The following is a 24761-nucleotide window of genomic DNA, read 5'->3' on the forward strand; positions in this document are numbered from 1 at the left end:
GGCTTTCAGCCTTATAGGCTCGGGCCCGTGTTCGTACTCACGATCGACCAGGCCGGCAGTCAGCACGACGTCGACCGCGTCCCCGACCTCCTGGAGCTGCTCCGCGGGGTCGATGTGGTCACACCCTTCGAGCGCTCGGTCGGCGACGAGGCGCAGGGCATTCCCGCATCGGCCGAGGCTGCCATCGAAGCGGCGCTGCTGTGCCTGCGCCAGGGCGGCTGGTACGTGGGCCTCGGGATCGGCGGCATCGAGCATCCCCTGCCCGCCAGCCCCCGGGAGGGACGCGGCAGCGCCTTCGTGGCGGCGCGTACCGCCGTCGAGCGGGCCAAGAAGACCGGCGACCGCGCTCCGCTGGCCGTGGAGGGCCCGCCCGGAGCCGCCGAAGCCGAGGGGGTGCTTGCACTGATCGGGCGCCACGTCATGCACCGCTCGCGGGCCGAGTGGCGCATCCTCGACCGGCTGCAGCCGGGCAAGTGGGGGAGCCAGACGGCCGCCGCGAGGGAACTGGGCATCGCACCGCAGTCGGTCAGCAAGGCCGTGGCGCGCTCGGCCTGGACCGAGGAATGGGCGGCCCGTCCCGCGGCAGCGCTCCTGCTGGCATGGGCGGATAAAGCGTCGGACGCAGAGCCTACAGTCGACGGGAAGGCCGCAGCGGGTGCTGGACGCCCCGGGGACGCGGGACACCGCGACACAGATGCCCCCGGCACCCCCGGCGGAAACCTGCACGGCTCCGGCGGAACCCCCACTGTGGCCGGGCCGGACTCCGCGGCTGCCGAAGCGGAAGGAGAGGGAAATTGATGGACCTGCTATGGATCGTCCTCACCCTCGCCGTCGCGGGAGGCCTAGGCTGGCCGGTCACCACGCTGGTGCTGCGCCTCGCCCGCACCGTCGATGCCCAGGAACGCCTCAATGAATCCGGGCCGGAACCGGCGGACCAGCCCCAGCTCGCCTTCCCGGCCCCGCCCCGGCCCAACCCCTGGGAGCAGGGGGCGCAGCCCGCACCGGCGCCGCCGCCTGAGCTCCCCGCGGGGGTCCTCCGCGGCGGACTCGTCATCGGCGTGCTCGAACGGCTCGCCGTCGCCACCGCCATCCTCACCGGGGAGCCGGTGGCCATCGCCTACGTGGTGGCGATCAAGGGCCTGGGCCGGTACGCCGAACTCAAGGAAACCCCGGCGGCCGCCGAACGCTTCATCATCGGCACTCTGACCTCAATGCTGTGGGCCGCCGGCGTGGCCTCACTCGCGGCGAACTACCTGCTCTGATCACGTAGGGTGGGTTTATGAGTGTTTTCGCCGTCGAGTACGTCTACAGCCCCGACCAGTCCGACCTTCGGGCCGAGCACCGACCGGCCCACCGGGAGTGGCTGGCCCGTCTCGTCGAGCAGGGACGGCTCCTGGCCTCCGGGCCGTTCGCCGACGGGACCGGAGCCCTGCTGGTCTTCACCGCCGACTCCGAGGACGATCTGCACCAGCTGGTGAGCGAGGACCCCTTCACCCGGGCCCAGGCGATCTCCGCCGTGAAGACCACGGAGTGGAACCCCGTCGTCGGTGCTTTCGCCAAGTACGTGTGAGCTTCGTCCTTCAACTAGGAGAACCGACTTCTCCGGGGTGGATAATGGGATCAGGAAAATCGGACTGCCACGCGGCTAATGCCGCCACATGGAGGATGTTTTGACTTCGGTCAGCCTAGGAATGCCAGCAGCGCCCCCGCCCGTACTCGCCCCGCGGCGCAAAACCCGCCAGATCAAGGTCGGCTCGGTGGGGGTGGGTTCGGATTCCCCGATCAGCATCCAGTCGATGACCACGACGCCGACAACCGACATCAACGCGACGCTCCAGCAGATCGCCGAACTGACGGCGACCGGCTGCGACATCGTGCGCGTCGCCTGCCCCTCCGCCGACGACGCGGCCGCACTGCCGATCATCGCCAAGAAGTCCCAGATCCCGGTGATCGCCGACATCCACTTCCAGCCGAAGTACGTCTTCGCCGCGATCGACGCCGGCTGCGCCGCGGTCCGCGTCAACCCGGGCAACATCCGCAAGTTCGACGACCAGGTCAAGGAGATCGCCGCCGCAGCAAAGGCCGCAGGCACCTCGATCCGCATCGGTGTCAACGCCGGATCGCTCGATCCGCGCCTGATGGAGAAGTACGGCAAGGCCACCCCTGAGGCCCTCGTCGAGTCGGCCGTCTGGGAAGCCTCCCTGTTCGAGGAGCACGACTTCCACGACTTCAAGATCTCGGTCAAGCACAACGACCCCGTGATCATGGTGCGCGCCTACGAGCTGCTCGCCGAACGCGGCGACTGGCCGCTCCACCTCGGGGTGACCGAGGCCGGACCGGCCTTCCAGGGCACCATCAAGTCGGCCACAGCCTTCGGCGCGCTCCTCTCCAAGGGCATCGGCGACACCATCCGCGTGTCCCTCTCGGCTCCTCCAGTGGAGGAGGTCAAGGTCGGAAACCAGATCCTGCAGTCGCTGAACCTCCGGCCGCGCAAGCTCGAAATCGTGTCCTGTCCCTCCTGCGGCCGCGCCCAGGTCGACGTCTACACCCTCGCGGACCAGGTCACCGCCGGACTCGAAGGCATGGAGGTCCCGCTGCGCGTCGCCGTCATGGGCTGCGTGGTGAACGGCCCGGGCGAGGCCCGCGAAGCCGACCTCGGAGTGGCCTCCGGCAACGGCAAGGGACAGATCTTCGTCCGCGGCGAAGTGATCAAGACCGTCCCCGAGGACCAGATCGTCGAAACACTCATCGAAGAAGCAATGCGGATCGCGGAGGAGATGGGGGAGACCGATGGCGAAAATGCTGTCCCGGGTGGCCCCGTGGTTACCGTTAGCTAAGGCACCGGCCGACCCTGTCGGGCCGTGGTCCTTCCGCGTCCTCGAACAGCAGGACACCGCGGCCCTGTGGGCCCTCGTGAACCGGGATCCGGTGGCCAACGTCTTCCTCGCGGCGCACCTCGAAGCCACCGGAAGCGCCGCGGGCTCGGCGGTGGGCGGCCATATCGTGGGCATGTACCGCAACGGCGGACTGGAATGCGCCTGCTGGGCCGGGGTGAACCTCATCCCTGTCGGCGTGACAGCAGAGACCGGAGCCGAGTTCGGCGAACACCTGGGCCGCTCGGGCCGCAGCTTCTCCTCGATCTTCGGGCCGGCCGCCGGCGTGCTGGCACTCTGGTCAACCCTTCAGGACTATGCCTCAGAGCCCTTCGACCTGCGCCCGGTCCAGCCGCTGCTCACGCTGGACAGCGAACCCGCGGTTGAGCCGGCACAGGAAATACGCTTCACCCGGCCCGATGAGCTGGATGTCCTGCTGCCCGCCTGCGCCGCAATGTTCGAGGAGGAGGTCGGCTACTCGCCCTACATCGGCGGCACCGAACACTACCGCCGCCGCGTCGCCTCGCTCATCCGCAGGAAGCACTCCCTGGCCGCCTTCGCGGACGACGGAGCCGTGATCTTCAAGGCGGAACTCGGCACTGTGTCATCGCAGGCCGTCCAGGTCCAGGGCGTCTGGATGAATCCGGACTACCGGGGCAGGGGCCTGAGCGCCGGCTACATGGCGGCCGTCGCAGTGGCGGCCCGCGCCCTTGCGCCGACGGTCAGCCTCTACGTCAACTCCTACAACGCCCGCGCCATCGCCTCCTACCGCCGGGTCGGATTCACCGAGGCCGGAACCTTCGCCACCGTCCTGCTCTAACACCTGCTCTCCTGCAAGCCGGCCCCTCCACCGCCGGGGAGGCAGGGCTGCGGCTGGAGCGGCTGTCGTTTCCGGAGCGCCGGAGCCGATAGATTGGTACCTGTTGTTCCCCGCCCGGTCGGGGCCTGTCTCGAAGAAACGGATTCCCCAGCGTGGTCCTACGACTTTCAACCCTTTTCCTGCGCACCCTGCGTGAAGACCCTGCTGAAGCCGAAGTGGCAAGCCACCGCCTGCTGGTGCGCGCAGGCTACATCCGGCGGGCCGCGCCGGGGATCTACAGCTGGCTGCCGCTGGGCCTGAAGGTCCTGGGCCGGGTTGAAGCGATCATCCGTGAGGAGATGGCGGCCATCGGCGCGCAGGAGGTCCACTTCCCGGCCCTGCTGCCGAAGGAACCCTACGAGGTCACGAACCGGTGGACCGAGTACGGCGACGGCATCTTCCGCCTGCAGGACCGCAAGGGCGCCGACTACCTCCTGGCCCCCACCCACGAGGAAATGTTCACGCTGCTGGTGAAGGACCTTTACAACTCCTACAAGGACCTCCCGGTCAGCCTGTACCAGATCCAGAACAAGTACCGCGACGAGGCCCGGCCCCGCGCCGGCCTGCTCCGCGGCCGCGAATTCATCATGAAGGACTCCTACTCCTTCGACATCGACGACGCCGGCCTGGACCGCAGCTACCAGCTGCACCGGCAGGCCTACCTGCGCATCTTCGAACGCCTCGGACTCGAGGTCATCCCGGTGACGGCGACCTCCGGCGCCATGGGCGGCTCCAAGAGCGAGGAATTCCTCCACCCCACCGAGATCGGCGAGGACACCTTCGTCCGCTCCGCCGGAGGCTACACCGCGAACGTCGAGGCCGTCACCACCGTCGTGCCCCCCGCAATCGACTACTCCGGCGCCCCGACGGCCGAGGTGCTCGACACCCCCGACACCCCCACCATCGAGACGCTGGTGAACTCCGCCAACGCGGTTGCTCCGCGGGACGGCCAGCCCTGGACGGCTGCTGACACCCTCAAGAACGTCGTCCTCGCCGCACTGCTGCCCACCGGCGGCCGCGAGATCTTCGTGGTCGGCGTGCCCGGGGACCGCACCGTCGACCTCAAGCGCATGGAGGCCACCATCGGCAGCCACCTCGAGGTGGGCGGCGAGGTCGCCGTCGAAGCCGCGACCGATGAGGACCTCAAGAAGCACCCCGGCCTGGTCAAGGGCTACATCGGCCCGGGCGAGAGCCTCGGCGGTGCGGTCCTCGGACTGGAGGGCAGCACCGGGCTGCGCTACCTCGTCGACCCGCGCATTGTCTCCGGCACGACCTGGATCACCGGCGCGAACCAGCCCGGACGGCACGTCTTCGGGCTGGTCGCAGGCCGCGACTTCGCCTGGGACGGCACCATCGAGGCCGTCGAGGTACGCGAAGGCGACGAGGCCCCGGACGGCTCCGGGCCGCTCGAGGCCGCCCGCGGCATCGAAATGGGCCACATCTTCCAGCTCGGCCGCAAGTACACCGAGGCCCTCGGCCTGAAGGTCCTCGACGCCAACGGCAAGCTGGCCACGGTCACCATGGGCTCCTACGGCGTGGGCGTCACCCGGGCCGTGGCCGCACTGGCCGAAGCCAACCACGACGACAAGGGCATCATCTGGCCCCGCAACGTCGCCCCCGCCGATGTGCACATCGTCGCCACCGGCAAGGGCGAGGAAATCTTCGCCGCCGCCGAGCAGCTCGCCGGCGACCTCGAGGCCGCCGGCTTCGACGTGATGTACGACGACCGGCCCAAGGTCTCACCGGGCGTGAAGTTCGGCGACGCCGAACTGATCGGTGTCCCCACGATCGTCGTTGTGGGCCGCGGCCTGGCCGACGGCGTGATCGAGGTGAAGGACCGGCGGACCGGTGAAGCCACAACCGTCGCCGTCGGCGAGGCGCTGGAGCACCTCCGCACCCTCCTGAACGGCTAGCCCCGGTGGTCTCAGGGCTCGAGGAAATCGAGCTGGCGACGATCCTGCTGGTGCTCATCGCGGGCCTGGCCGCCGGCTGGATCGACGCCGTTGTCGGCGGGGGAGGGCTGCTGCAGCTGCCGGCGCTGCTCCTGGTGCCGGGCATCACGCCCGTCCAGGCGCTGGCGACGAACAAGATGGGCTCGATCTTCGGCACCACGACGAGCGCCATCACCTACTACCGCCGTGCCCACCCCGACCTTCGCACCGCCGTTCCCATGGCGCTGATCGCGCTGGCGGGCAGCTTCGGCGGGGCGGTGCTGGCGGCCTCGCTGCCCTCGTCGGTGTTCAAGCCGATCATCGTCGCGGCCCTGATCGCCGTCGCGGTCTTCACCGGGCTGCGGCCCACCGTCGGAACCCTGACGAAGCTTAAGTATTCGGGCCGGCGTCATTACGGGACCGCGGGGGCCATCGGCGGCGTGATCGGGTTCTATGACGGACTGATCGGCCCGGGTACCGGCTCGTTCCTCGTCATCGCGATGGTGACGCTGCTCGGCTACAGCTTCCTGGGGGCGAGTGCGAAGGCCAAGATCGTCAACATGGCCACCAACTTCGGCGCCCTGGTGTTCTTCCTGCCGCACGGCTCCATCCTGTGGGGCCTCGGGCTCCTGCTGGGGGCGGCCAATATGGTCGGCGGGTATCTCGGCTCCCGGATGGCCATCACCCGCGGGAGCCGGTTCATCCGCATCATCTTCCTCGTCGTGGTCGGCGCCCTGATCGTGAAGCTCGGCTACGACGTGTGGATCGAAAACCTCAGGCCGCTCACGGAGCGCTGAGCAGGTGCGCCGGCGGGAGGTCCGGCAGCGTCCGGCCCAGCAGTGAACTCGCCACCCAGAGTGACCGCCTCGCGTCGCCCGGCGAGCCCAGCTCAAGGTAGTAGAGGGCGTTGCGCACCTCCCGAACCACCGCCCAGTCGCGGGCCAGTTCCGGATCCAGGCCGGCCGACCCAGCCAGCGCGGCGCACCGCCGGCGCAGCTCCGCGGCCGGATCGGCGGGCGGGAGGTCCCCGATCCGGTTCCACAGCATGGGTGCGACGGCGTACTCGGCGTCCCCGAGCAGGGGCTTGGGATCGATGGCGACGAAGCCGCGGGCCGACGGCTGCTCTCCTTCAGCATCTCCGGCGCCGGCGTCCGGCGTGCGGCGGGCCAGGATGTTCCCGTAGTGAAGGTCCGAATGCACCAGCACGTCCCGCGCCGAGCGCCGGCCCACGGCCCCACGCACCTGGCAGGTCTCAAGGGCGTGCTCAAGCAGCCACCGCGGGAACGGCCTGCCGGTGGCCTCCCAGTCCGCGGGCAGGGTGTCGGTCCAGGTCTCGGCCTCGGCGGCGAGCGCGGGGATCTGTGCCCATTCGCTCCTCCCGTCCGGGCGCAGCGACAACCTCCGCATCAGAGCACCCCAGATCGACGTCGTCTGCTCCAACGGGAGCGACCCGAGCGGGCGGCGCGCATCGAGGCGCTCCAGCAGAAGCACCGAGTCCGCGGTGTTGGAGGCGAGCAGCCGCACGGCCCCGGCGCCGCCCCACAGCGTGAGCGCCTCGGGCTCGGTGCGGGACTCCTCGTGCGGAACGCCGATCTTCAGCGCGGCCTCCGTGCCATCCGAGGTGCGCACCGGCAGCACCACCGAACACTGTCCGGACCAGGGCGGCCGGCCGGAGGGAAGATCGAGGGTCAGCTCCCATCCCTCGAGGTACCGCTGAAGGATGCCGGGCCAGTTCCGCAGCCACGCGCTTCCGCCGGGCAGCTGCCGCGCGGCGCGCTTCAGCCCCTCGGGGAGCTCGACTGCGAAACCTGTCATTCCAGCACGCTATACGAGATTTGTGGCCCCGAGCAGGTTTCCGATCAGGAAGGTGGCCGAGAGGGCGAGGAACCCTCCGACAACGACCCTCAGCGCGGCGCGCAGCTTCGACCCGCCGCCCACCTGCGCTCCGAGGCCGCCGGTCAGGGCAAGGGCCACGAGGACGGCCGCGAAGGTGACGGGAACCCGCAGCCCGGTCGGGGGAAGCATAACGGCGATCAGCGGCAGCAGTGCTCCAACGGTGAAGGCCACGGCCGACGCGAACGCCGCGTGCCAGGGGCTGACGACGTCGTCCTCTTCGATGCCCAGCTCCGCCGAGAGGTGTGCGCCGAGCGCGTCCCGTTCGGTGAGTTCGACCGCCACCGTCATCGCGGTCTCGGCGCTGAGGCCCTTCGCCTGGTAGAGGCCGGCGAGTTCGAGCAGTTCCTCCTCCGGTTCCTCCTCGAGCTCCCGGCGTTCCTTCTCGATCAGGGCCCGCTGGCTGTCGCTCTGGCTGCTCACCGACACGTATTCGCCTAAGGCCATCGAGAGGGCTCCGCCGACAAGGGCCGCAACACCGGCGGTGAGGATGGGCCCGGAGGCGGTGGTCACGCCGGCAACCCCGACGACGACGGCGGCCACCGAGACGATGCCGTCGTTCGCCCCGAGGACTCCTGCGCGCAGGCGGTTCAGGCGTTGCGCGAGCGCGCCCCGGTGCGGTTCGCCGTCGTGGAAGGCATCATTTCCGCTCATGGTTTCCCAGTATCCTCTGCGTTGGCTCCGTCGGTGCTCTCCGCCGCGGGCAGCGCCTGCTCCTCGACGGGAATGCCGGGGAAGGGCTCAGCGACGCCGTCCAGGGCGAAGCTGCGCTGGACGGCGGTGGTGAGCCGCCCGACCGCCCAGCCCCGAAGTGCCGGTCCGCCCGAACCGACCACCGAACCGTAGAACACGCCCAACTCCTGCTCCAGCCGCGCGATGCCGGCCGCGGGGTCGGCGAGGAACTCCGGGGCCAGGGCGTAGGCCGGGGGAACCGGCGCCGGTGGGGCACAGAGCCCGGCCAGCGCCGAGGTGGCCGCGGCGGCAACCTCAGCGTGCTCCCGGGAGGCCGCCAGCAGGACCTCCGGATCGGGCAGCCGTGCGGCGGCCACCTCGTAGGCGTAGACGGCTCGATCCTCGGTGCGGACGGCCGACAGCAGGGCGCGGCGCTGTTCGGCGCTGCCCCGGGGTTCATCCGTGCACTCCGGAGAGTCGGCCGCGTCAAGGCCGGCCGCACCAGGAGCCTCGACGGGCAGGCCCAGCAGGGCGCCAAGGGAGGCCGCCTGCTGCCACTGACTGCTGCCGACCGAGGCGAGGAGCCTCGCGATTCCGGGCTCGGCCTTGACTGCATCGGAGAGGTTCCTGCCGGCAGAGGCCATGAGGTCCTCGAGGAACCCCGCAGGGGTCACGGGCACGGCCGGGGCGGTGCTTCCTGCGGTCGACTCTGGAACGCCGGGCTCGGTGCCGGACCGGGTGCCCGAATCCTGCCCCTGCGCGCCGGCCGGGCCGGCGGGGGCGAGGCCGCGCGCCTGCGCCCCAAGCAGCTCCGCTGTCTCGGCGTAACCGGCCGTCGGCGCGGAGGCGGCAAGCACGGCGGCGTCGGCGGCGAGGTCCCGGGCACGGTTGGCGGAGGCCTGCTGCGCCCGTTCCGTGAAGGTCGGTTCCGACCCGCCGCGGGGGCTCAGCGCGGCGACCCCGGCGCCCGTCACCAGCAGGAAAACCAGCACCGGGACCAGGAGTCCGGCCGCCCGGGAACCGGCGGGAGGGGCCCCCTTTTTCCCGTTGACGCGCTGGCGGGGCGGGGGTGTCTTCACAGGAAGAGATCATGTCATGATCGGGCCGGTTTGAGCCGCCGATACATCTGCGCCTGCCGAAAGTCGGTACTCTTGGGAGACAACATCATCGAGTGGGAGGCAGCTATGGCGGTTCGGTCCGGCCAGGGAAATCCGTCGTCGCCGCGCAAAGCGGCCCGAGATGCCGAGCTGCAGGCGGAAGCGCAGAGACTCCGGGATCTGCTCCAGCCGGTCGTCGAGAAGCACGACCTCTTCCTCGAGGACATCGACATCAAGACCGCAGGCGTGCAGCGCACCGTCCACGTCATCGTCGACCTCCCGGAGGACCGGCAGGGCGGCGTAGGCCTCGACGTCATCTCGAGTGTCTCCCTCGACCTCTCCGAGGCCATGGACAACGACACCCACGACGACGGCAGGCCGTACAGCCTCGAAATTTCCTCCCCCGGAGTTTCCCGGCCCCTGACCGAGCCGCGGCACTGGCGCAGGAACGTCGGCCGGCTCGTCGAGGTGACCCCGGCCAGCGGCGACAACGTCGTGGGACGGCTGCTCGAGGTCTCCGCCGACGGCATCCGGCTGCTTCCGCAGCTGCCCGTCAAGAAGGGGATGAAGCCCCGCCAGGGCGAACCGATGACCCTTGAATTTTCCCGGATCCGCAAAGGCACGGTGCAGGTCGAATTTGCGCACGCCGAGGATGAACACCACGAAGACAACGGTGCCGACGGTCCGGGCGATCCCGGTCCGGCGCACCCAGCATAAGGAGTCCCCCAATGGATATTGATATGAGCGCGCTGAGGCTGCTCGAGCGCGAACGGGAGATCCCGCTTGACCTGCTGATCCCCACGATCGAACAGGCCCTCCTCGTGGCCTACCACCGCAGCCCCGGCGCGGTGGAAAAGGCGCGGGCCGAACTCGACCGCAAGAACGGCCACGTGACCATCTGGGCGACCGAGGTCGACGACGACGGCGAGCCGGTCGGTGAGTTCGACGACACGCCCAGCGGTTTCGGGCGCATCGCCGCGAGCACCGCCCGGCAGATCATCCTGCAGCGGCTGCGCGACGCCGAGGACGACAACATCCTCGGCGAGTTCCGCGGCAAGGAGGGCGAACTCGTCGCCGGCATGATCCAGCAGGGCAGCAACCCGCACATGATCCAGGTCAACCTCGGCTCGGTCGAAGCAGTGCTGCCGCCGCCCGAGCAGGTGCCGGGGGAGAAGTACCTTCACGGCACCCGGCTGCGCGCCTTCGTCGTCGACGTCCACCGCGGGATGAAGGGCCCCTCGATCACGCTCTCACGCTCCCACCCGGGCCTGGTGCGGAAGCTCTTCGAACTCGAAGTTCCCGAGATCGCCGATAAGACCGTCGAGATCGTGGCGCTTGCCCGCGAGGCCGGGCACCGCACGAAGATCGCCGTCAAGGCCAATGTCCCCGGCGTCAACGCCAAGGGTGCCTGCATCGGGGAGATGGGCTCGCGAGTGCGTGCGGTCATGAGTGAGCTCAACGACGAGAAGATCGACATCGTCGACTACAGCGACGACGCCGCCACCTTCATCGCCAGCTCGCTGTCGCCGTCGCGGGTGTCCTCGGTGACGATCACCGACGAGACGACCCGCTCGGCCCGCGTCGTCGTCCCCGACTACCAGCTCTCCCTTGCCATCGGCAAGGAGGGCCAGAACGCGCGCCTTGCCGCCAAGCTCACCGGCTGGCGCATCGACATCGTCTCCGACGCCGCCCAGCCCGCCAAGGCCTGAGCGGGGCGCGGGTAACAACATCGTTCGCGGAAGCGGTAGAATGGAAGGGACTGAGGATTTCATGCGCCTCGGCGGACCGGGCACGACGGACACGGGGTTCCACCCCATCCGGACCTGCATCGGCTGCCGGCAGCGCGGAGACCAGTCGGAACTAATGCGGGTGGTGGCCCAGGCAGGCGACGAAGGTAAGGTCGCCGTGCTTGATGCGCACCGCCGGCTGTCCGGTCGGGGCGCATGGCTGCACCCGGATCCGGCCTGTATGGAAACGGCTCTTCGACGCAAGGCATTTCACCGTGCTTTTCGGGGCGCTGTCGAGACCGGGCAACTGGCGCTTCAATTCCATGCACTCACTGGGACCTCCAACGGCCCCAGGCAAGAAACCGTCCTCCCTGAAAGCGGGTCAGAAAACTGATGGAAACCCGATGAGTACCCAGCGATGAGTGCCCAACGATGAACAATCCGTTGAGCTCTGCATTCGGCTTCCCGGCTGCCTCGGCAGGCGGGTTCTGCAGTAGGAATTAGACGGTTCGTACCTGACTCGGTGCGGACCGAGACAGGAGAAATGTGGCCAAGGTCCGCGTACACGAACTCGCAAAAGAGCTCGGTATTACCTCGAAAGATGCAGTAGCAAAACTGCAGGAACTGGGCGAATTCGTCCGTTCCGCCTCCTCAACCATTGAGGCCCCCGTCGTGAAGAAACTTCGCGGCGCCTTCCCCGCCAACGGTGCATCCAAGACCGCCGCGGCCGCTTCGGCGCCCAAGGCCTCTGCACCGGCACCGTCAGCGCCGGCCAGCGCGGAGCCCGCACCGGCGGCCCCGTCACCGGAGCCCTCCACCCCCGCAGTTCCCGGCCCCGGCGCCCAGCCGAAGCCGGCAGACGCCGAGCAGGCCCCGGCGCAGCAGGCTCCGGCCCCCGCGCAGGAGCAGGCTCCCGCTGCCAGCCCCTCACCGTTCTCCGAGCCGGCCGCCCCGCAGGCACCGGCCGGCGACGGCACCCCGGCCGGAAACTCCTCGGCCGCCAAGCCAGGTGCACGTCCGGCACCCCGCACCGCGGCAACCCCTCCTGCGGCAGGCGCGGCCCGTCCCGGCAGCACCCGCCCCAGTGGCGCACCGCGTCCGGGCAACAACCCCTTCGCCCCCTCACAGGGCATGGGCTCCCGTCGCGGCGACGGCGATCGTCCGGCCGACCGGACGGGCGACCGTCCCGGTGGCGGACCTCGTCCGGGCAACAACCCGTTCGCACCCTCCCAGGGCATGCCCCGTCCGGGTGGACGCCGTGATGACGAGCGCGGACCCCGCCCGGCGGCAGGTCCGGGCGGTCCCCGTCCGGCAGCAGGTGCAGGCGTACCCCGTCCGGCAGCAGGCGCCGGTGGACCCCGTCCGGGCGCTCCGCGTCCGGGTGCGCCCCGTCCCGCCGGTCCCGGCGGCTCCCGGCCGACCCCGGGCATGATGCCCAACCGCACCGAGCGTCCCGCAGCCCCCGGCCGCGGCGCGCCCGGAGCGGGTGCAGGGCCGCGCCGCGGTCCCGGTGGAGCCCCGGCCAGCCCCGGTGGAGCCCCCGCAGGCGGCGGTTTCGGCAAGGGCGGCCGCGGACGCGGCGGCACCGCCGGAGCCTTCGGTAAGGGAGGAGCCGGCCGCGGCAAGCAGCGCAAGTCGAAGCGTGCCAAGCGGCAGGAACTCGAGCAGATGTCGGCTCCCTCGCTGGGCGGCGTCAGCGTTCCCCGCGGCGACGGAAACACCGTCGTCCGGCTGCGGCGCGGTGCATCGATCACCGACTTCGCCGACAAGATCGAGGCGAACCCGGCAGCCCTGGTCACCGTGCTCTTCCACCTCGGTGAGATGGCGACGGCGACCCAGTCACTCGACGAGGACACCTTCCAGGTGCTCGGAACCGAGCTGGGTTACCTGATCCAGGTCGTTTCCCCCGAGGACGAAGAGCGCGAGCTGCTCAGCAGCTTCGACATCGACTTCGATGCCGAGCTTGAGGCCGAAGGCGACGAGCAGCTTGAGGCCCGTCCTCCGGTTGTTACCGTCATGGGCCACGTCGACCACGGTAAGACGCGCCTCCTTGACGCCATCCGCAACACCAAGGTTGTCGAGGGCGAGCACGGCGGGATCACCCAGCACATCGGTGCGTACCAGATCCAGCACGAGATGGAGGACTCGGAACGGGCGATCACCTTCATCGACACCCCCGGTCACGAGGCGTTCACCGCCATGCGTGCCCGTGGTGCCAGCGTCACCGACATCGCGGTGCTGGTTGTCGCAGCGGACGACGGCGTCATGCCGCAGACCGTTGAGGCGCTCAACCACGCCCAGGCGGCCAACGTGCCGATCGTCGTCGCTGTGAACAAGATGGATAAGGAAGGCGCGAATCCGGACAAGGTCAAGGGTCAGCTGACCGAGTACGGCCTGGTTCCCGAGGAGTACGGCGGCGACACCATGTTCGTCCACGTCTCCGCGCTCAAGGGCGACGGCATCGACGAGCTGCTCGAAGCGGTCCTGCTGACCGCCGACGCGGCGCTCGACATGCGGGCCAACCCGAACAAGGACGCCCGCGGCATCGCCATCGAGGCAAACCTCGACAAGGGCCGCGGCGCCGTTGCGACCGTCCTGGTCCAGTCGGGTACCCTCCGCGTCGGAGACACCATCGTCGCCGGAACTGCCCACGGACGCGTCCGTGCCATGTTCAACGAAAACGGCGATGTGGTCACCACGGCCGGACCGTCGCGGCCCGTCCAGGTGCTCGGTCTTTCCACAGTGCCGAGGGCAGGCGACACGTTCTTCGTCACCGACGACGAGCGCACCGCCCGCCAGATCGCCGAGAAGCGTGAGACCGCTGACCGCAACGCTGCCCTGGCGAAGCGCCGCAAGCGCATCAGCCTCGAGGACTTCGACCAGGCCGTGGCCGAGGGCAAGGTTGACACCCTCAACCTCATCCTCAAGGGTGACGTCTCCGGTGCCGTTGAGGCGCTCGAGGATTCGCTCCTCAAGATCGACGTCGGCGAAGGCGTGCAGCTGCGCGTCATCCACCGCGGCGTCGGCGCCATCACGCAGAACGACGTCAACCTGGCGACCGTGGACAACGCGATCATCATCGGCTTCAACGTCAAGCCCGCCGAGCGCGTGGCCGACCTGGCCGAGCGTGAAGGCGTGGACATGCGCTTCTACTCCGTCATCTATGCAGCCATCGATGACATTGAGCTCGCCCTCAAGGGCATGCTCAAGCCGGAGTACGAGGAGGTCCAGCTCGGCACCGCCGAAGTCCGCGAAGTCTTCCGTTCCTCGAAGTTCGGAAACATCGCAGGCTCGATCGTCCGCTCGGGGATCATCCGCCGCAACACCAAGGCCCGCGTCCTGCGCGAGGGCAAGGTTATCGGCGAGGGCCTCACCGTCGACTCGCTCAAGCGGTTCAAGGACGACGTCACCGAGGTCCGGACGGACTTCGAGTGCGGTATCGGCCTTGGGTCCTTCAACGACGTCAAGGAAGGCGACACCATCGAGACCTTCGAAATGCGGGAGAAGCCCCGCGTCTAGCAGGTAGCACAGCGCAGGCGCTCCGGGATCCGGGGCGCCTGTGCTGTCCGCCGGCCGTTCCGCGGCCGGCTCAACGTTTCAGCAGACCAGAGCAACAGGAGGAAGAGTAATGGCAGATCCGGCACGCGCTGCGCGGCTCGCACAGCGGATCAAGGTGATTGTCGCCGAGGCTCTCCGCCGCAGGGTCAAGGATCCACGGCTCGAAGCAGTGACCCTGACCGATGCACGCGTCACCAACGACCTCCAGCACGCCACCCTCTACTACACGGTGCTCGGTGACGAGGACGAGCAGCAGGCCACCCGGGCGGCCCTCGAGTCCGCCCGCGGCATCCTGCGCGCCGAAGTCGGCAAGAACATCACGGCCCGGCTCACGCCGACGCTCGAGTTCGTTCCCGATGAGATTCCGGTGAACGCTGGCCATCTCGAGGAGCTCCTCCGGAAGGCCCGCGAACGCGACGCTGAAGTGGCGGCCATCGCCCAGGGCGCCGAATTCGCCGGCGACGCCGACCCGTACCGCACCGCCGAGGAGCGCGACGAGGAGTCAACCGAGGCTCCGCGCGGGCTCTAGGGTCACCGCAGGATTGAGGGCCGGGTACACCCGGCCGAACCGGTGCCCGCCTCCGGGCACACAGAAGAAGCAGTTGACCCTTGGTCAGCTGCTTTTTCTGTGTGGGAGGCGGCTGAGGCCCTCGACCAGCGCGTCGGTCTCGGTGCACAGGGCGATCCGGACCCAGCCCTCACCCCCGGATCCGAACGCCGTTCCCGGCGCCAGCGCCACCCCGCGGGTCTCCAGCAGGGAAGCGACCCACGCCCGGACATCGCCGCCGGAGGCGTGGGAAACATCGGCCCACAGGTAGAACGCCCCCTGGGCCGGCAGGTACGGGATATTGAGCTCCCGGAGCACCGCCGTGGCCGCGTCCCGGTTCTTCCGGTAGTGCGCCAGGGCGTCGACCACGTAGTCCTGAGGCCCGGTCAGCGCGGCGAGGGCGCCGTACTGGGACGGCGCGGAAACGCAGGAGACGGTGGCCTCCATGATGTTGTTGAGCAGCGGCTCCATGCCGGGCGGGGTGACCAGGGCGCCTATCCGCAGCCCGGTCAGGCCGTAGGTCTTCGACAGGGTCAGGGAGGTGAAGACCCTCGGGCTGCCGGCCTCCGCGGGGGCCTCGGGGCCGCCCGCGTCGAAGCGTGCCGGGCTCACATGCTCGACGTCGAAGGTGAACGCCTCGTAGCACTCATCGGAGAGGATCCACAGGTCCCGCCGCCGCGCGAGGTCCACCAGCGCCCGGGTCAGGTCGGCGTCGAACACGGCGCCGAGCGGGTTCGACGGCGAGTTGAGGACGAGCATCCGGGTGCGCGGGGTCACCAGCGCCTCGAGGTCCTCGATGCGCGGCTGGAAGCCGTTGTCCGGCAGCAGCGGGTAGGGGACGGCGACGGCGTGCACCAGCCCCGCCGTCATGGGGTAGGTGGGATAGCCGGGGTTGGGGATGAGCACCTCGTCGCCGGGCCCGAGGAGGGTGCTCATCGCCAGGTGCAGCCCCTGCTGGGCGCCGGCGGTCACGTAGACCTGCGAGGGATCCACGGCCACGCCGTTGTGCTCGAGGAACCGGGCGGCGAAGGCCTCCCGCAGCGGTGCGATGCCCGCATTGGGCGTGTAGTTGGTCTCGTCTCGGTCCAGGGCCGCCATCGAGGCCTCAAGCACGTGCCGGGCGACGGTGAACCCGGGCTCGCCGATGCTCAGCACGATGGAGTGCGGGGTGGCCCATGCAGCCTGGGTGATCTCGCGGATCTGGTTGACCGGAACTCGGCGGGCGTGGGCGGCGGGAAGCATAGGGGAATGCTATCGCCTGCGCTGCGCCGCGCGGGCGGCACCGGTCGGCGGGGAGCGCCCAGGGCTTCGCCCTATACTGGGAGGCGTGAATTCCGGGCAGGTCCACTCAGGGCTGATAATCGTGGACAAGCCCCAGGGCTGGACCAGCCATGACGTCGTTGGACGCATGCGCCGGCTGGCAGGCACCCGCAAGGTCGGCCACGCCGGCACCCTCGACCCGATGGCCACCGGCGTGCTGGTGATCGGCGTCAACCGCGCCACCCGGCTGCTCACCTACATCGTGGGCACCGACAAGACCTACACCGCCACCATCCGGTTGGGCCAGTCGACGATCACCGACGACGCCGAAGGCGAGATCACCGGAGGCAGCATCGCGGCCGCCATCACCCCCGAGGACATCTCCGCCGGCGTGCTCGCGCTTACCGGGACGATCTCCCAGGTGCCCAGCAGCGTCAGCGCCATCAAGGTCAAGGGCCAGCGGGCCTACGCCCGGGTGCGCTCCGGGGAGGACGTCCAGCTTGAGGCCCGGTCCGTCACGGTCTCACGGTTCGAAGTCCACGACATCCGCCGCGTCAACGGCGGACGGCAGCAGGACGTCGACGTCACTGTCGAGTGCAGCTCCGGCACCTACATCCGCGCCCTCGCCCGGGACCTCGGGACTGCCCTGGGGGTGGGCGGGCATCTCACCGCGCTGCGGCGCACCCGGGTGGGCCCCTACACCATCGAGCAGGCCTCCACCCTTGACCAGCTTGCCGAAAAGCTGACGCTGCTTGAGCTCGACGACGCCGGGCGCGCCCTGTTCCCGGTGCGGGAGCTCAGCGCCGCCGAGGCCGACGACGTCTCCCACGGCCGGAAGATCCCCGCCGGGCAGGATGGCGGGCCCGTGGCCGCCTACTCGCCTGAAGGAACCCTCGTAGCCCTGCTCGAGAACCGCGGCCAGGATGCCCGGGCCCTGCTGGTCTTCGCGCCCGGAAACGGTCCGGCGTGATGGACGGGTTCCTCCTGGCGGGCTCGGTGATCGGCGTCGTCTCCGCCCTGCTGTGCATCGGGGCGGCGCTGCTGCGCCAGCCCCCGAACGACATCACCATCCTCTCCGTGGCCGCCGTCGAGCTGTTCTTGCTCGTCTATGCCGTGGCCGCCGGCGTACGGCAGGCCGGAGGAGAGCCGGTGCTCGGCGAGGCCTGGGAGTTCTGGGGCTACCTCCTGACGGCCCTTGTCCTGCCGGTCGGTGCCTTCTGGTGGGCGATCCTCGAGCGGAGCCGCTGGAGCAATCTCGTGCTGGCCGCCGCCGGGCTCGCCGTATTTGTAATGCTGGTTCGAATGGAGCAGATTTGGGACGGAGTGGCAGGACTGTGAAGCACACCGGAAGCGGGGGAGCCGGCGGCCCCGGAAACGCAGGGACGCCCTCCGGCGGCGGCGCCAACCCCGCCGGCCGTTCCGACGGGGGAGGGGACAGCCGGCGGACTCACGGCCCGGGCCGGCTGCTGATTGCCGTCTACGGGATCTTCGCCCTGGCCGCCTCCGCACGGGCCGCCTTCCAGATCGCCACCAAGTTTTCCGAGGCACCGCTGGCCTACCTGCTGACCGCCTGCGCGGCCGCCGTCTACGTCCTCGCGACCGTCTCGCTGGCCCGGCCCGGCGCCCACTGGTACCGGATCTCTGTCGCCGCAGTCAGCGTCGAACTCATCGGCGTGCTGGCCGTGGGCAGCTTCAGCCTCCTCGACCCGCAGGCCTTCCCCGCCGACACGGTGTGGTCCGCCTTCGGCCAGGGCTACGGCTACGTCCCCCTGATCCTTCCGGTCCTCGGCCTGGCCTGGCTGTACCGCAACCGGCCAGCGGCCCCCGTCGCCGCGTAGGCGGCACCGCCCTCAGCCCGGCAGCTGCCCGGATCCGCGTCCCACGGACCGACCCACCGGGCACCCCCAAGATCGCCCTTTCCGGTCCCTGTGCTGCGTGAGAGTATTGCGGCAGGAGCAGCAAAGACAGCGAGGAAGCGCCATGAGCACGAACATCCCGGACCCGCACGGCCGGCCGGGGACCAACACCCCGGGCTCGGCGGCTTCAGCATCCAGCGCGGGATCGACCGGCACCGGTCCGGTCAGCGGCGGAACCGGCAGCGGTCCGGCCGGAACCCCGCCCGTCACCCGGCCGCCCTCCACGCCGGCGCCGTCCCGCACCGCGGCCGGTCCGGCCAAGGAAGGGACGGCCAAGGACGGGACCACGAAAGAGGGGACCACGAAAGAGGGGACCACGAGGGACCAGACCAAGACCAGGGAGGGCGCCAAGCCCCGCGAGGGGATCGGCGGCAGCGACTGGAGCATGTTCCGCACCGTCGTCGTCCTCGTCGGCCTGATCCTCGCCGGCTTCGGCGCCTACTACCTGATCCTCGGCACCGCCGGCCTTCCCGACACCGACGCCCGGCCCGTCAACCCGACCCTCGAGAACCAGTTCCGCTTCTTCTCCGCCATGATGGTCGGCGTGGGGGCCGCCTTCGTCACCATCGCCGTGAAGTTCCAATGGGCCAACATGCTCTGGCTGGTCTGCCTCATGGTCTTCGCCGGAGGCATCGGCAGGGTGCTGTCCTGGGCGTTCTCGGGAACCCCCCACTACCTGCTGATCATCCTCATGGTCGTTGAGCTCGCCTTCCCAGCCGCCCTGCTGGTGTGGCACAAGTACATCACCAAGACCACCCAAATGCGGAAGGACTTCAGCTCCCGCAGCTGATGCCCGTGACGGCACTTTCCCCTGATCCTGCCCTGCGGCTTCTGCGAAGCTTTTCTGCGGCATTTGCGAAGCTTTCCTCCGGCAAACGTGAAATGGCGGAGCGCGTTATCGGCAATAATGGACAGTGGCGCTGCAGGGAACCGGACGCTCCGGCCCGCGCCGCGGAAAGCCGCAACGGCGAAGGAGATGCGTGTTCTACTGGAGAGACCTTGCCGATGTGCCCCACGATTTCGGCCCGTCGGTCCTCACGCTCGGCAACTTCGACGGCGTCCACCGGGGACACCAGCGCGTGCTGGAGCACCTGGTTGAGGCGGCGCGGAAGCGCGACGCCGCGGCCGTCGCGATCTCCTTCGATCCGCACCCCGCCCAGGTCCACCGCCCCGACAGCGCACCGGCCCTGATCATGGGGCTCGAGGACCGGGTGCACACGCTGGCCGAGACTGGCATCGACGGCGTCCTGATGATGCACTACACCCTCGACCTCGCCTCCTACACCCCCGAGGAGTTCGTCGAGAAGGTCCTCGTGAACTCGCTCCACGCCTGCGCCGTCGTCATCGGCCATGACGTGCGTTTTGGGCGGGGCAACAGCGGCGACCTCGAGACGATGCGCGCCCTGGGCCACCGGTTCGGCTTCGAGGTCCTCGCCATCGACGACTTCGCGGCCAGCGTGCCCCTGGCCACCGGCCAGGGCGAGGCAACGCGCCGCTGCTCCTCGACCTGGGTGCGGGAATCGCTTGACGCCGGGGACGTGGAAACCGCGGCCCGGATCCTCGGACGCCCGCACCGGATGCGCGGCGAGGTCGTCCACGGCGCGAAACGGGGAAGGGAGATGGGCTTTCCGACGGCCAACCTCTCGAACGACGCCGAGGGCTACGTCCCGGCCGACGGCATCTATGCCGGCTGGCTCGTCGATGAATCGGGCACCCGGTGGCCCGCCGCCATCTCTGTCGGATCGAACCCGACCTTCGACGGTGTCACCCGGCAGGTCGAGGCGCACGTCATCGACCGTCCGGAGGAGGAGATCTCGGCCTTCAACCTGTACGGGCAGAGGATTGTCGTCGAGTTTCTCCAGCGGCTGCGGGGCCAGGTCACCTACACCGGACCGGAGGCGCTGGCCGAGCAGATGTCCCTCGACGTGGACCGCTCGCGGCAGGTGCTTTCGACAGATCTGCAGGCCAGCGGCTAAACTGGAGGCTGAGATCCGGCTGCAGTCCGTGGTGGCTGGATTTTTGTGTGTCAGGCATTCGCGCGGTCCGCTCCGGCGGACGGTCCGGCAGCCGGCCGAAACCTCTTATTCACGGTACAACTCTAGGAGTTACACGTGGCCCTTGACGCCGCTATCAAGCAGGAAATCATCAAAGAGTACGCCACCTCCGAAGGGGACACCGGTTCCCCCGAGGTGCAGATCGCGATGCTTTCCCGCCGCATCCTCGACCTGACCGAACACCTGAAGATGCACAAGCATGACCACCACACCCGTCGTGGCCTGCTTCTTCTGGTCGGACGCCGCCGTCGCCTGCTGGACTACCTGCGCGACACCGACATCACGCGTTACCGGACGCTCATCGAGCGCCTCGGCCTGCGCCGATAGGTTGTATGGAAGGCGGCGCCATCTCCCCAGGAGACGGAGCCGCCTTCCGCTTATGCCCGGTCAGTCCGGGTGCACCACCGCTAGATAAACATCTGGAGCCAGCAGGCACCGCGCATTCGCGGTCCTCGGTAGTGATCTCCGGGAGGCGGGCCGCAGGGGCCGCCGTCCCGTGGATCTCGATCGAAGACCGGGTGCACAGGCGGCCCACGAGGGGCCGCCCGACAATGGTGCCGACTGCCCCCACCACAAAGAAACGGAGGTGACTCTCTATGGAGGGTCCCGAGATCCAATTTGCTGAAGCCGTCATCGACAATGGCCGCTTCGGAACACGCACCGTCCGCTTCGAGACCGGCCGCCTTGCCCAGCAGGCCGCCGGCGCAGCGATGGTCTACATCGACGAAGACACCGCGCTCCTTTCGGCGACCACCGCCGGAAGCTCCCCGCGCGAAGGCTTCGACTTCTTCCCGCTGACCGTCGACGTCGAAGAGCGCATGTACGGCGCCGGGCGCATCCCGGGCTCGTTCTTCCGCCGCGAGGGACGCCCCTCCACCGAGGCGATCCTCGCCTGCCGCCTGATGGACCGCCCGCTGCGTCCGGCCTTCGTCAAGGGCCTGCGCAACGAGGTCCAGATCGTCGTCACCGTGCTGGCGATCAACCCCGACGTCCGCTACGACGTCGTCGCCATCAACGCGGCCTCGATGTCAACCCAGCTCTCCGGACTTCCCTTCTCCGGCCCGATCGGCGGCGTCCGCGTTGCGCTCGTCTCCGACGGCAGCGGAAATGACCAGTGGATCGCCTTCCCGAAGCACTCCGAGCTCGAGAACTCCGTCTTCGACATGGTCGTTGCGGGCCGCGTCGTCGGTGACGACGTCGCCATCATGATGGTCGAGGCCGAAGCGACCGACAACTCCTGGAACCTCATCAAGGAAAACGGCGCCACGGCACCGACCGAGGAGATCGTCGCCGAGGGCCTGGAAGCGGCGAAGCCGTTCATCCGCGCCCTGTGCGAAGCGCAGTCGGACCTGGCCTCGCGTGCGGCCAAGCCGACGGTCGAGTTCCCCGTGTTCCTCGACTACCAGGACGACGTCTACGCCGCCGTCGAGTCGGCCGCCGCGCAGAAGCTCGCCGAGGTCTTCCAGATCGCCGACAAGCAGGAGCGCAACACCGCCTCCGACGCCCTCAAGGCCGAGGTCCTCGAGTCCCTCGCCGGGTCCTTCGAGGGTCGCGAGAAGGAGCTTTCGGCAGCCTTCCGCTCGGTCACCAAGGCCGTCGTGCGCCAGCGCATCCTCAAGGACCAGGTCCGCATCGACGGCCGTGGGCTTTCCGACATCCGCAAGCTCACCGCCGAGGTCGAGGTCCTGCCCCGCGTCCACGGTTCGGCCATCTTCGAGCGCGGCGAGACCCAGATTCTGGGTGTCACCACGCTGAACATGCTCAAGATGGAACAGCAGATCGACTCGCTGTCCCCGGTGACGCGCAAGCGCTACATGCACCACTACAACTTCCCGCCGTACTCCACCGGTGAGACCGGCCGCGTGGGTTCGCCCAAGCGCCGCGAAATCGGCCACGGCGCCCTGGCCGAGCGTGCCATCGCCCCGGTCCTGCCGAGCCGCGAGGAATTCCCTTACGCGATCCGCCAGGTCTCCGAGGCGCTGAGCTCCAACGGCTCCACCTCGATGGGCTCGGTCTGCGCCGCGACGCTGTCCCTGCTCAACGCCGGTGTCCCGCTGCGCGCACCCGTCGCGGGCATCGCCATGGGCCTCGTTTCCGATGAGGTCGACGGCCAGACCCGCTACGCGGCGCTGACCGACATCCTCGGAGCCGAGGACGCCTTCGGCGACATGGACTTCAAGGTCGCCGGTACCTCCGAGTTCGTCACCGCCATCCAGCTCGACACCAAGCTCGACGGCATTCCCGCCTCCGTGCTGGCCGCCGCGCTGAAGCAGGCCCGCGAGGCCCGCCTCCACATCCTCGGCGTGCTCGAAGCCGCGATCGACGCCCCGGACGAGCTCTCCGAGTTCGCGCCGCGGATCATCTCGGTCAAGATCCCCGTTGACAAGATCGGCGAGGTCATCGGCCCCAAGGGCAAGATGATCAACCAGATCCAGGAGGACACCGGCGCCGACATCTCCATCGAGGATGACGGCACCGTGCTGATCGGCGCGACCGACGGCGGCTCGGCCGAGGCCGCCCGCGCAGCGGTCAACGCCATCGCGAACCCCCAGGTTCCCGAGATCGGCGAGCGCTACCTGGGCACCGTCGTCAAGACGACGACGTTCGGCGCGTTCGTCTCCCTCACCCCGGGCAAGGACGGCCTGCTTCACATCTCCGAGCTGCGCAAGCTCTCGGGCGGCAAGCGCGTCGACAACGTCGACGACGTCGTCGCGGTGGGCCAGAAGGTCCAGGTCGAGATCACCAAGATCGACGACCGCGGAAAGCTCTCGCTGTCGCCGGTGGTCGCCGAAGAGGCTGCCGACGACGCCGGGATCGAGCTCCCTGAGGTGCCCGCCGAGGACACCGTCAGCTAGGTGCCCGCGGTTCCGCCGCCGACGGCCCCGCCGTGGACCCTGGTCCACGGCGGGGCCGTTGGCCGTTCCCCGATCGACGCTCAACCCTGAGAGACCCCGATGTCACTGCCTTCAGCTGTTTCCCTTCCGCTGCTCCCCACGCCGCTTGCCGACGGTGAGAGCGGCGACCCGACCTTCGTGGCCGGCGACCCCGGCGGGGCCGTGGTCCGCCGATCGGTGCTGCCCGGCGGAGTGCGCGTACTGACCGAGGCGATGCCCGGGCAGCGCTCGGCCACCATCGGGTTCTGGGTCGGGGTCGGATCACGGGACGAGGCCGAGGGCGAGCACGGCTCCACCCACTTCCTTGAGCACCTGCTGTTCAAGGGCACCCGGAAGCGTTCCGCCCTGGAGATCGCCTCCGCCTTTGACGAGGTCGGCGGCGAATCCAACGCGGCGACGGCCAAGGAGAACACCTGCTACTACGCCCGGGTGCTCGACACGGACCTGCCCCTGGCCATCGATGTGATCGCGGATATGGTCACCTCGGCCATCCTCGACCCCGAGGAACTCGAGCAGGAACGCGACGTCATCCTCGAGGAAATCGCGATGGACAGCGATGACCCCGCCGACGTCGCGCACGAGGAGTTCGTCTCGGCCGTCCTTGGCGGCCACCCCCTGGGGCGGCCCATCGGAGGCACGCCCGAGGCCATCCGCGCCATCCCGCGCGACGCGGTGCTGGCCCACTACCGCCGGTACTACACCCCCGCCGAACTCGTCGTCACCGCCGCCGGCGGCCTCGACCACGACACCGTCTGCCGGCAGGTGCAGCAGGCACTCGAGGAGGCCGGCTGGGTCCTCGAGGAGGGCGCCGTGCCGGTGCCCCGCCGCCCCGGCAGGCCCGTCGAGATCTCCGGTGCCCCCGGAGTGCATGTGATCCGCCGCGCGGTCGAACAGGCCAACATCCTGATCGGCTGCCCCTCACTGGTGGCCACGGACGAGCGCCGCTTCGTCATGAGCGTGCTGAACGCCGTGCTCGGCGGCGGCATGTCCTCGCGGCTGTTCCAGGAGATCCGGGAGAAGCGGGGCCTCGTGTACTCGACCTACTCCTTCTCTGCCTCCTACGCCGACGCCGGCTACTTCGCCATGTACGCCGGGTGCTCACCGGCCAAGACAGGACAGGTCATTGCCCTTCTGGGGGAGGAGCTTGACCGCCTCGCCCGCGACGGCATCAGCGAGGAGGAACTGCGCAAGGCCGTGGGCCAGCTCTCCGGCGGCCTGGTGCTCGCCCTCGAGGACAGCAGCTCGCGCATGTCGCGCCTCGGCCGCTCCGAACTCGTTTCGGGGGAGTTCATCGACCTCGATGAGTCCCTCGCCCGGGTCCGTGCCGTCACCCCGGCCGAGGTCCAGGAACTGGCCGCGGAGCTGGCCGCCGCGCCGCGCACCACGATGGTTGTCGGACCCTTCGACGGTCCCGCGGACTTCGGGCTGTAGGCGCCCGGAGGCAGTGCGCCCGACGCGGGCGCGCCGGCCTGACCGCTGC

Annotated in this window: 24 protein-coding genes; 20 read left to right on the forward strand and 4 right to left on the reverse strand. The window is 69.5% G+C overall.

Features of this window, described 5'->3' with window-relative positions:
* Positions 1-27: 27 nt before the first annotated feature.
* From I6N91_RS09655 to I6N91_RS09685, 7 genes are all read left to right on the forward strand, one after another.
* Entirely contained in the window at positions 28-798 is a 771-nt protein-coding gene (locus I6N91_RS09655; protein WP_307843305.1) for a helix-turn-helix domain-containing protein, read from the forward strand.
* Positions 798-1262: a hypothetical protein gene (locus I6N91_RS09660; protein ID WP_198812356.1), complete on the forward strand. Its 465-nt coding sequence runs from the start codon at positions 798-800 to the stop codon at positions 1260-1262. Before I6N91_RS09655 ends, I6N91_RS09660 begins: the two co-directional genes overlap by 1 nt.
* A 17-nt stretch (positions 1263-1279) precedes the next feature.
* Complete coding sequence (locus I6N91_RS09665) at positions 1280-1570, forward strand: YciI family protein (protein ID WP_120166643.1); 291 nt, start codon at positions 1280-1282, stop codon at positions 1568-1570.
* Between the two features lie 100 nt (positions 1571-1670).
* Positions 1671-2837 (forward strand): flavodoxin-dependent (E)-4-hydroxy-3-methylbut-2-enyl-diphosphate synthase, encoded by a 1167-nt coding sequence (gene ispG / locus I6N91_RS09670; RefSeq protein WP_133403298.1) that lies wholly within the window; start codon positions 1671-1673, stop codon positions 2835-2837.
* On the forward strand, positions 2812-3693 hold the full coding sequence (locus I6N91_RS09675; RefSeq protein WP_307843306.1) for a GNAT family N-acetyltransferase: 882 nt from the start codon (positions 2812-2814) through the stop codon (positions 3691-3693). The genes ispG and I6N91_RS09675 overlap by 26 nt, the downstream gene beginning before the upstream one ends.
* Positions 3694-3845: 152 nt before the next feature.
* Positions 3846-5645, forward strand: coding sequence for a proline--tRNA ligase (locus tag I6N91_RS09680; RefSeq protein WP_198812357.1), 1800 nt, complete (start codon positions 3846-3848; stop codon positions 5643-5645).
* 5 nt (positions 5646-5650) lie between these two features.
* Entirely contained in the window at positions 5651-6460 is an 810-nt protein-coding gene (locus tag I6N91_RS09685; protein ID WP_198812358.1) for a TSUP family transporter, read from the forward strand.
* Here the strand turns inward: I6N91_RS09685 and I6N91_RS09690 are convergent.
* From I6N91_RS09690 to I6N91_RS17475, 3 genes are read right to left on the reverse strand one after another with little or no spacing between them, the layout of a single operon-like run.
* On the reverse strand, positions 6447-7478 hold the full coding sequence (locus tag I6N91_RS09690; protein WP_198812359.1) for an aminoglycoside phosphotransferase family protein: 1032 nt from the start codon (positions 7476-7478) through the stop codon (positions 6447-6449). The two genes, I6N91_RS09685 and I6N91_RS09690, sit on opposite strands and share 14 nt — an antisense overlap.
* A 9-nt stretch (positions 7479-7487) precedes the next feature.
* The gene (locus I6N91_RS09695) at positions 7488-8210 is read right to left on the reverse strand and encodes a VIT1/CCC1 transporter family protein (protein WP_198812360.1); all 723 of its coding nucleotides are present in this window, start codon (positions 8208-8210) and stop codon (positions 7488-7490) included.
* A complete protein-coding gene (locus I6N91_RS17475) occupies positions 8207-9307 on the reverse strand; it encodes a DUF4439 domain-containing protein (RefSeq protein WP_198812361.1) in 1101 nt (366 codons plus the stop codon). The genes I6N91_RS09695 and I6N91_RS17475 overlap by 4 nt, the downstream gene beginning before the upstream one ends.
* A gap of 105 nt (positions 9308-9412) precedes the next feature.
* Here I6N91_RS17475 and rimP point away from each other — a divergent pair, with 105 nt between their 5' ends.
* The 5 genes from rimP to rbfA all read left to right on the forward strand — a co-directional run bounded on the left by rimP (position 9413) and on the right by rbfA (position 15139).
* Positions 9413-10042 (forward strand): ribosome maturation factor RimP, encoded by a 630-nt coding sequence (gene rimP, locus I6N91_RS09705; protein ID WP_198812362.1) that lies wholly within the window; start codon positions 9413-9415, stop codon positions 10040-10042.
* An 11-nt stretch (positions 10043-10053) separates the two neighbouring features.
* Positions 10054-11034, forward strand: coding sequence for a transcription termination factor NusA (gene nusA, locus I6N91_RS09710; protein ID WP_133403304.1), 981 nt, complete (start codon positions 10054-10056; stop codon positions 11032-11034).
* Positions 11035-11188: 154 nt separating this feature from the next.
* Positions 11189-11446: a YlxR family protein gene (locus tag I6N91_RS17575; RefSeq protein WP_374058939.1), complete on the forward strand. Its 258-nt coding sequence runs from the start codon at positions 11189-11191 to the stop codon at positions 11444-11446.
* 152 nt (positions 11447-11598) lie between these two features.
* A complete protein-coding gene (infB, locus tag I6N91_RS09720) occupies positions 11599-14571 on the forward strand; it encodes a translation initiation factor IF-2 (RefSeq protein ID WP_198812364.1) in 2973 nt (990 codons plus the stop codon).
* A 109-nt stretch (positions 14572-14680) separates the two neighbouring features.
* Positions 14681-15139, forward strand: coding sequence for a 30S ribosome-binding factor RbfA (rbfA, locus tag I6N91_RS09725; protein ID WP_120166623.1), 459 nt, complete (start codon positions 14681-14683; stop codon positions 15137-15139).
* Positions 15140-15223: 84 nt separating this feature from the next.
* On the opposite strand, the gene I6N91_RS09730 is transcribed toward rbfA, so the two are convergent.
* Positions 15224-16399 carry a pyridoxal phosphate-dependent aminotransferase gene (locus I6N91_RS09730; RefSeq protein WP_198812365.1) on the reverse strand — a complete coding sequence of 392 codons (1176 nt, stop codon included), beginning with the start codon at positions 16397-16399 and terminating at the stop codon, positions 15224-15226.
* 85 nt (positions 16400-16484) lie between these two features.
* Here I6N91_RS09730 and truB point away from each other — a divergent pair, with 85 nt between their 5' ends.
* The 8 genes from truB to I6N91_RS09770 all read left to right on the forward strand — a co-directional run bounded on the left by truB (position 16485) and on the right by I6N91_RS09770 (position 24712).
* A complete protein-coding gene (truB, locus tag I6N91_RS09735) occupies positions 16485-17387 on the forward strand; it encodes a tRNA pseudouridine(55) synthase TruB (protein WP_307843307.1) in 903 nt (300 codons plus the stop codon).
* Positions 17387-17755, forward strand: coding sequence for a hypothetical protein (locus I6N91_RS09740; RefSeq protein WP_120166619.1), 369 nt, complete (start codon positions 17387-17389; stop codon positions 17753-17755). Before truB ends, I6N91_RS09740 begins: the two co-directional genes overlap by 1 nt.
* Positions 17752-18255 (forward strand): hypothetical protein, encoded by a 504-nt coding sequence (locus I6N91_RS09745; RefSeq protein WP_307843308.1) that lies wholly within the window; start codon positions 17752-17754, stop codon positions 18253-18255. Before I6N91_RS09740 ends, I6N91_RS09745 begins: the two co-directional genes overlap by 4 nt.
* A gap of 142 nt (positions 18256-18397) precedes the next feature.
* Positions 18398-19123, forward strand: coding sequence for a DUF4345 domain-containing protein (locus I6N91_RS09750; protein WP_198812367.1), 726 nt, complete (start codon positions 18398-18400; stop codon positions 19121-19123).
* Between the two features lie 190 nt (positions 19124-19313).
* Positions 19314-20309 (forward strand): bifunctional riboflavin kinase/FAD synthetase, encoded by a 996-nt coding sequence (locus tag I6N91_RS09755; protein WP_198812368.1) that lies wholly within the window; start codon positions 19314-19316, stop codon positions 20307-20309.
* A 135-nt stretch (positions 20310-20444) separates the two neighbouring features.
* Entirely contained in the window at positions 20445-20714 is a 270-nt protein-coding gene (rpsO, locus tag I6N91_RS09760; protein ID WP_120166611.1) for a 30S ribosomal protein S15, read from the forward strand.
* A 269-nt stretch (positions 20715-20983) separates the two neighbouring features.
* Positions 20984-23242: a polyribonucleotide nucleotidyltransferase gene (locus tag I6N91_RS09765; RefSeq protein ID WP_198812369.1), complete on the forward strand. Its 2259-nt coding sequence runs from the start codon at positions 20984-20986 to the stop codon at positions 23240-23242.
* A gap of 99 nt (positions 23243-23341) precedes the next feature.
* Positions 23342-24712, forward strand: coding sequence for a pitrilysin family protein (locus I6N91_RS09770; RefSeq protein ID WP_198812370.1), 1371 nt, complete (start codon positions 23342-23344; stop codon positions 24710-24712).
* The last annotated feature ends 49 nt before the right edge of the window (positions 24713-24761 follow it).

It is taken from the genome of Arthrobacter sp. MSA 4-2, from assembly GCF_016405885.1.
Taxonomy (GTDB): Bacteria; Actinomycetota; Actinomycetes; order Actinomycetales; family Micrococcaceae; genus Arthrobacter_D.

Coding starts and splice junctions, on each gene's coding strand:
- I6N91_RS09660 (WP_198812356.1), top strand. CDS start 798: ATGGACCTGCTATGGATCGTCCTCACCCTCGCCGTCGCGGGAGGCCTA.
- I6N91_RS09665 (WP_120166643.1), top strand. CDS start 1,280: ATGAGTGTTTTCGCCGTCGAGTACGTCTACAGCCCCGACCAGTCCGAC.
- I6N91_RS09690 (WP_198812359.1), bottom strand. CDS start 7,478: ATGACAGGTTTCGCAGTCGAGCTCCCCGAGGGGCTGAAGCGCGCCGCG.
- I6N91_RS09695 (WP_198812360.1), bottom strand. CDS start 8,210: ATGAGCGGAAATGATGCCTTCCACGACGGCGAACCGCACCGGGGCGCG.
- rimP (WP_198812362.1), top strand. CDS start 9,413: ATGGCGGTTCGGTCCGGCCAGGGAAATCCGTCGTCGCCGCGCAAAGCG.
- nusA (WP_133403304.1), top strand. CDS start 10,054: ATGGATATTGATATGAGCGCGCTGAGGCTGCTCGAGCGCGAACGGGAG.
- I6N91_RS17575 (WP_374058939.1), top strand. CDS start 11,189: ATGCGGGTGGTGGCCCAGGCAGGCGACGAAGGTAAGGTCGCCGTGCTT.
- rbfA (WP_120166623.1), top strand. CDS start 14,681: ATGGCAGATCCGGCACGCGCTGCGCGGCTCGCACAGCGGATCAAGGTG.
- I6N91_RS09730 (WP_198812365.1), bottom strand. CDS start 16,399: ATGCTTCCCGCCGCCCACGCCCGCCGAGTTCCGGTCAACCAGATCCGC.
- I6N91_RS09740 (WP_120166619.1), top strand. CDS start 17,387: ATGGACGGGTTCCTCCTGGCGGGCTCGGTGATCGGCGTCGTCTCCGCC.
- I6N91_RS09750 (WP_198812367.1), top strand. CDS start 18,398: ATGAGCACGAACATCCCGGACCCGCACGGCCGGCCGGGGACCAACACC.
- I6N91_RS09765 (WP_198812369.1), top strand. CDS start 20,984: ATGGAGGGTCCCGAGATCCAATTTGCTGAAGCCGTCATCGACAATGGC.
- I6N91_RS09770 (WP_198812370.1), top strand. CDS start 23,342: ATGTCACTGCCTTCAGCTGTTTCCCTTCCGCTGCTCCCCACGCCGCTT.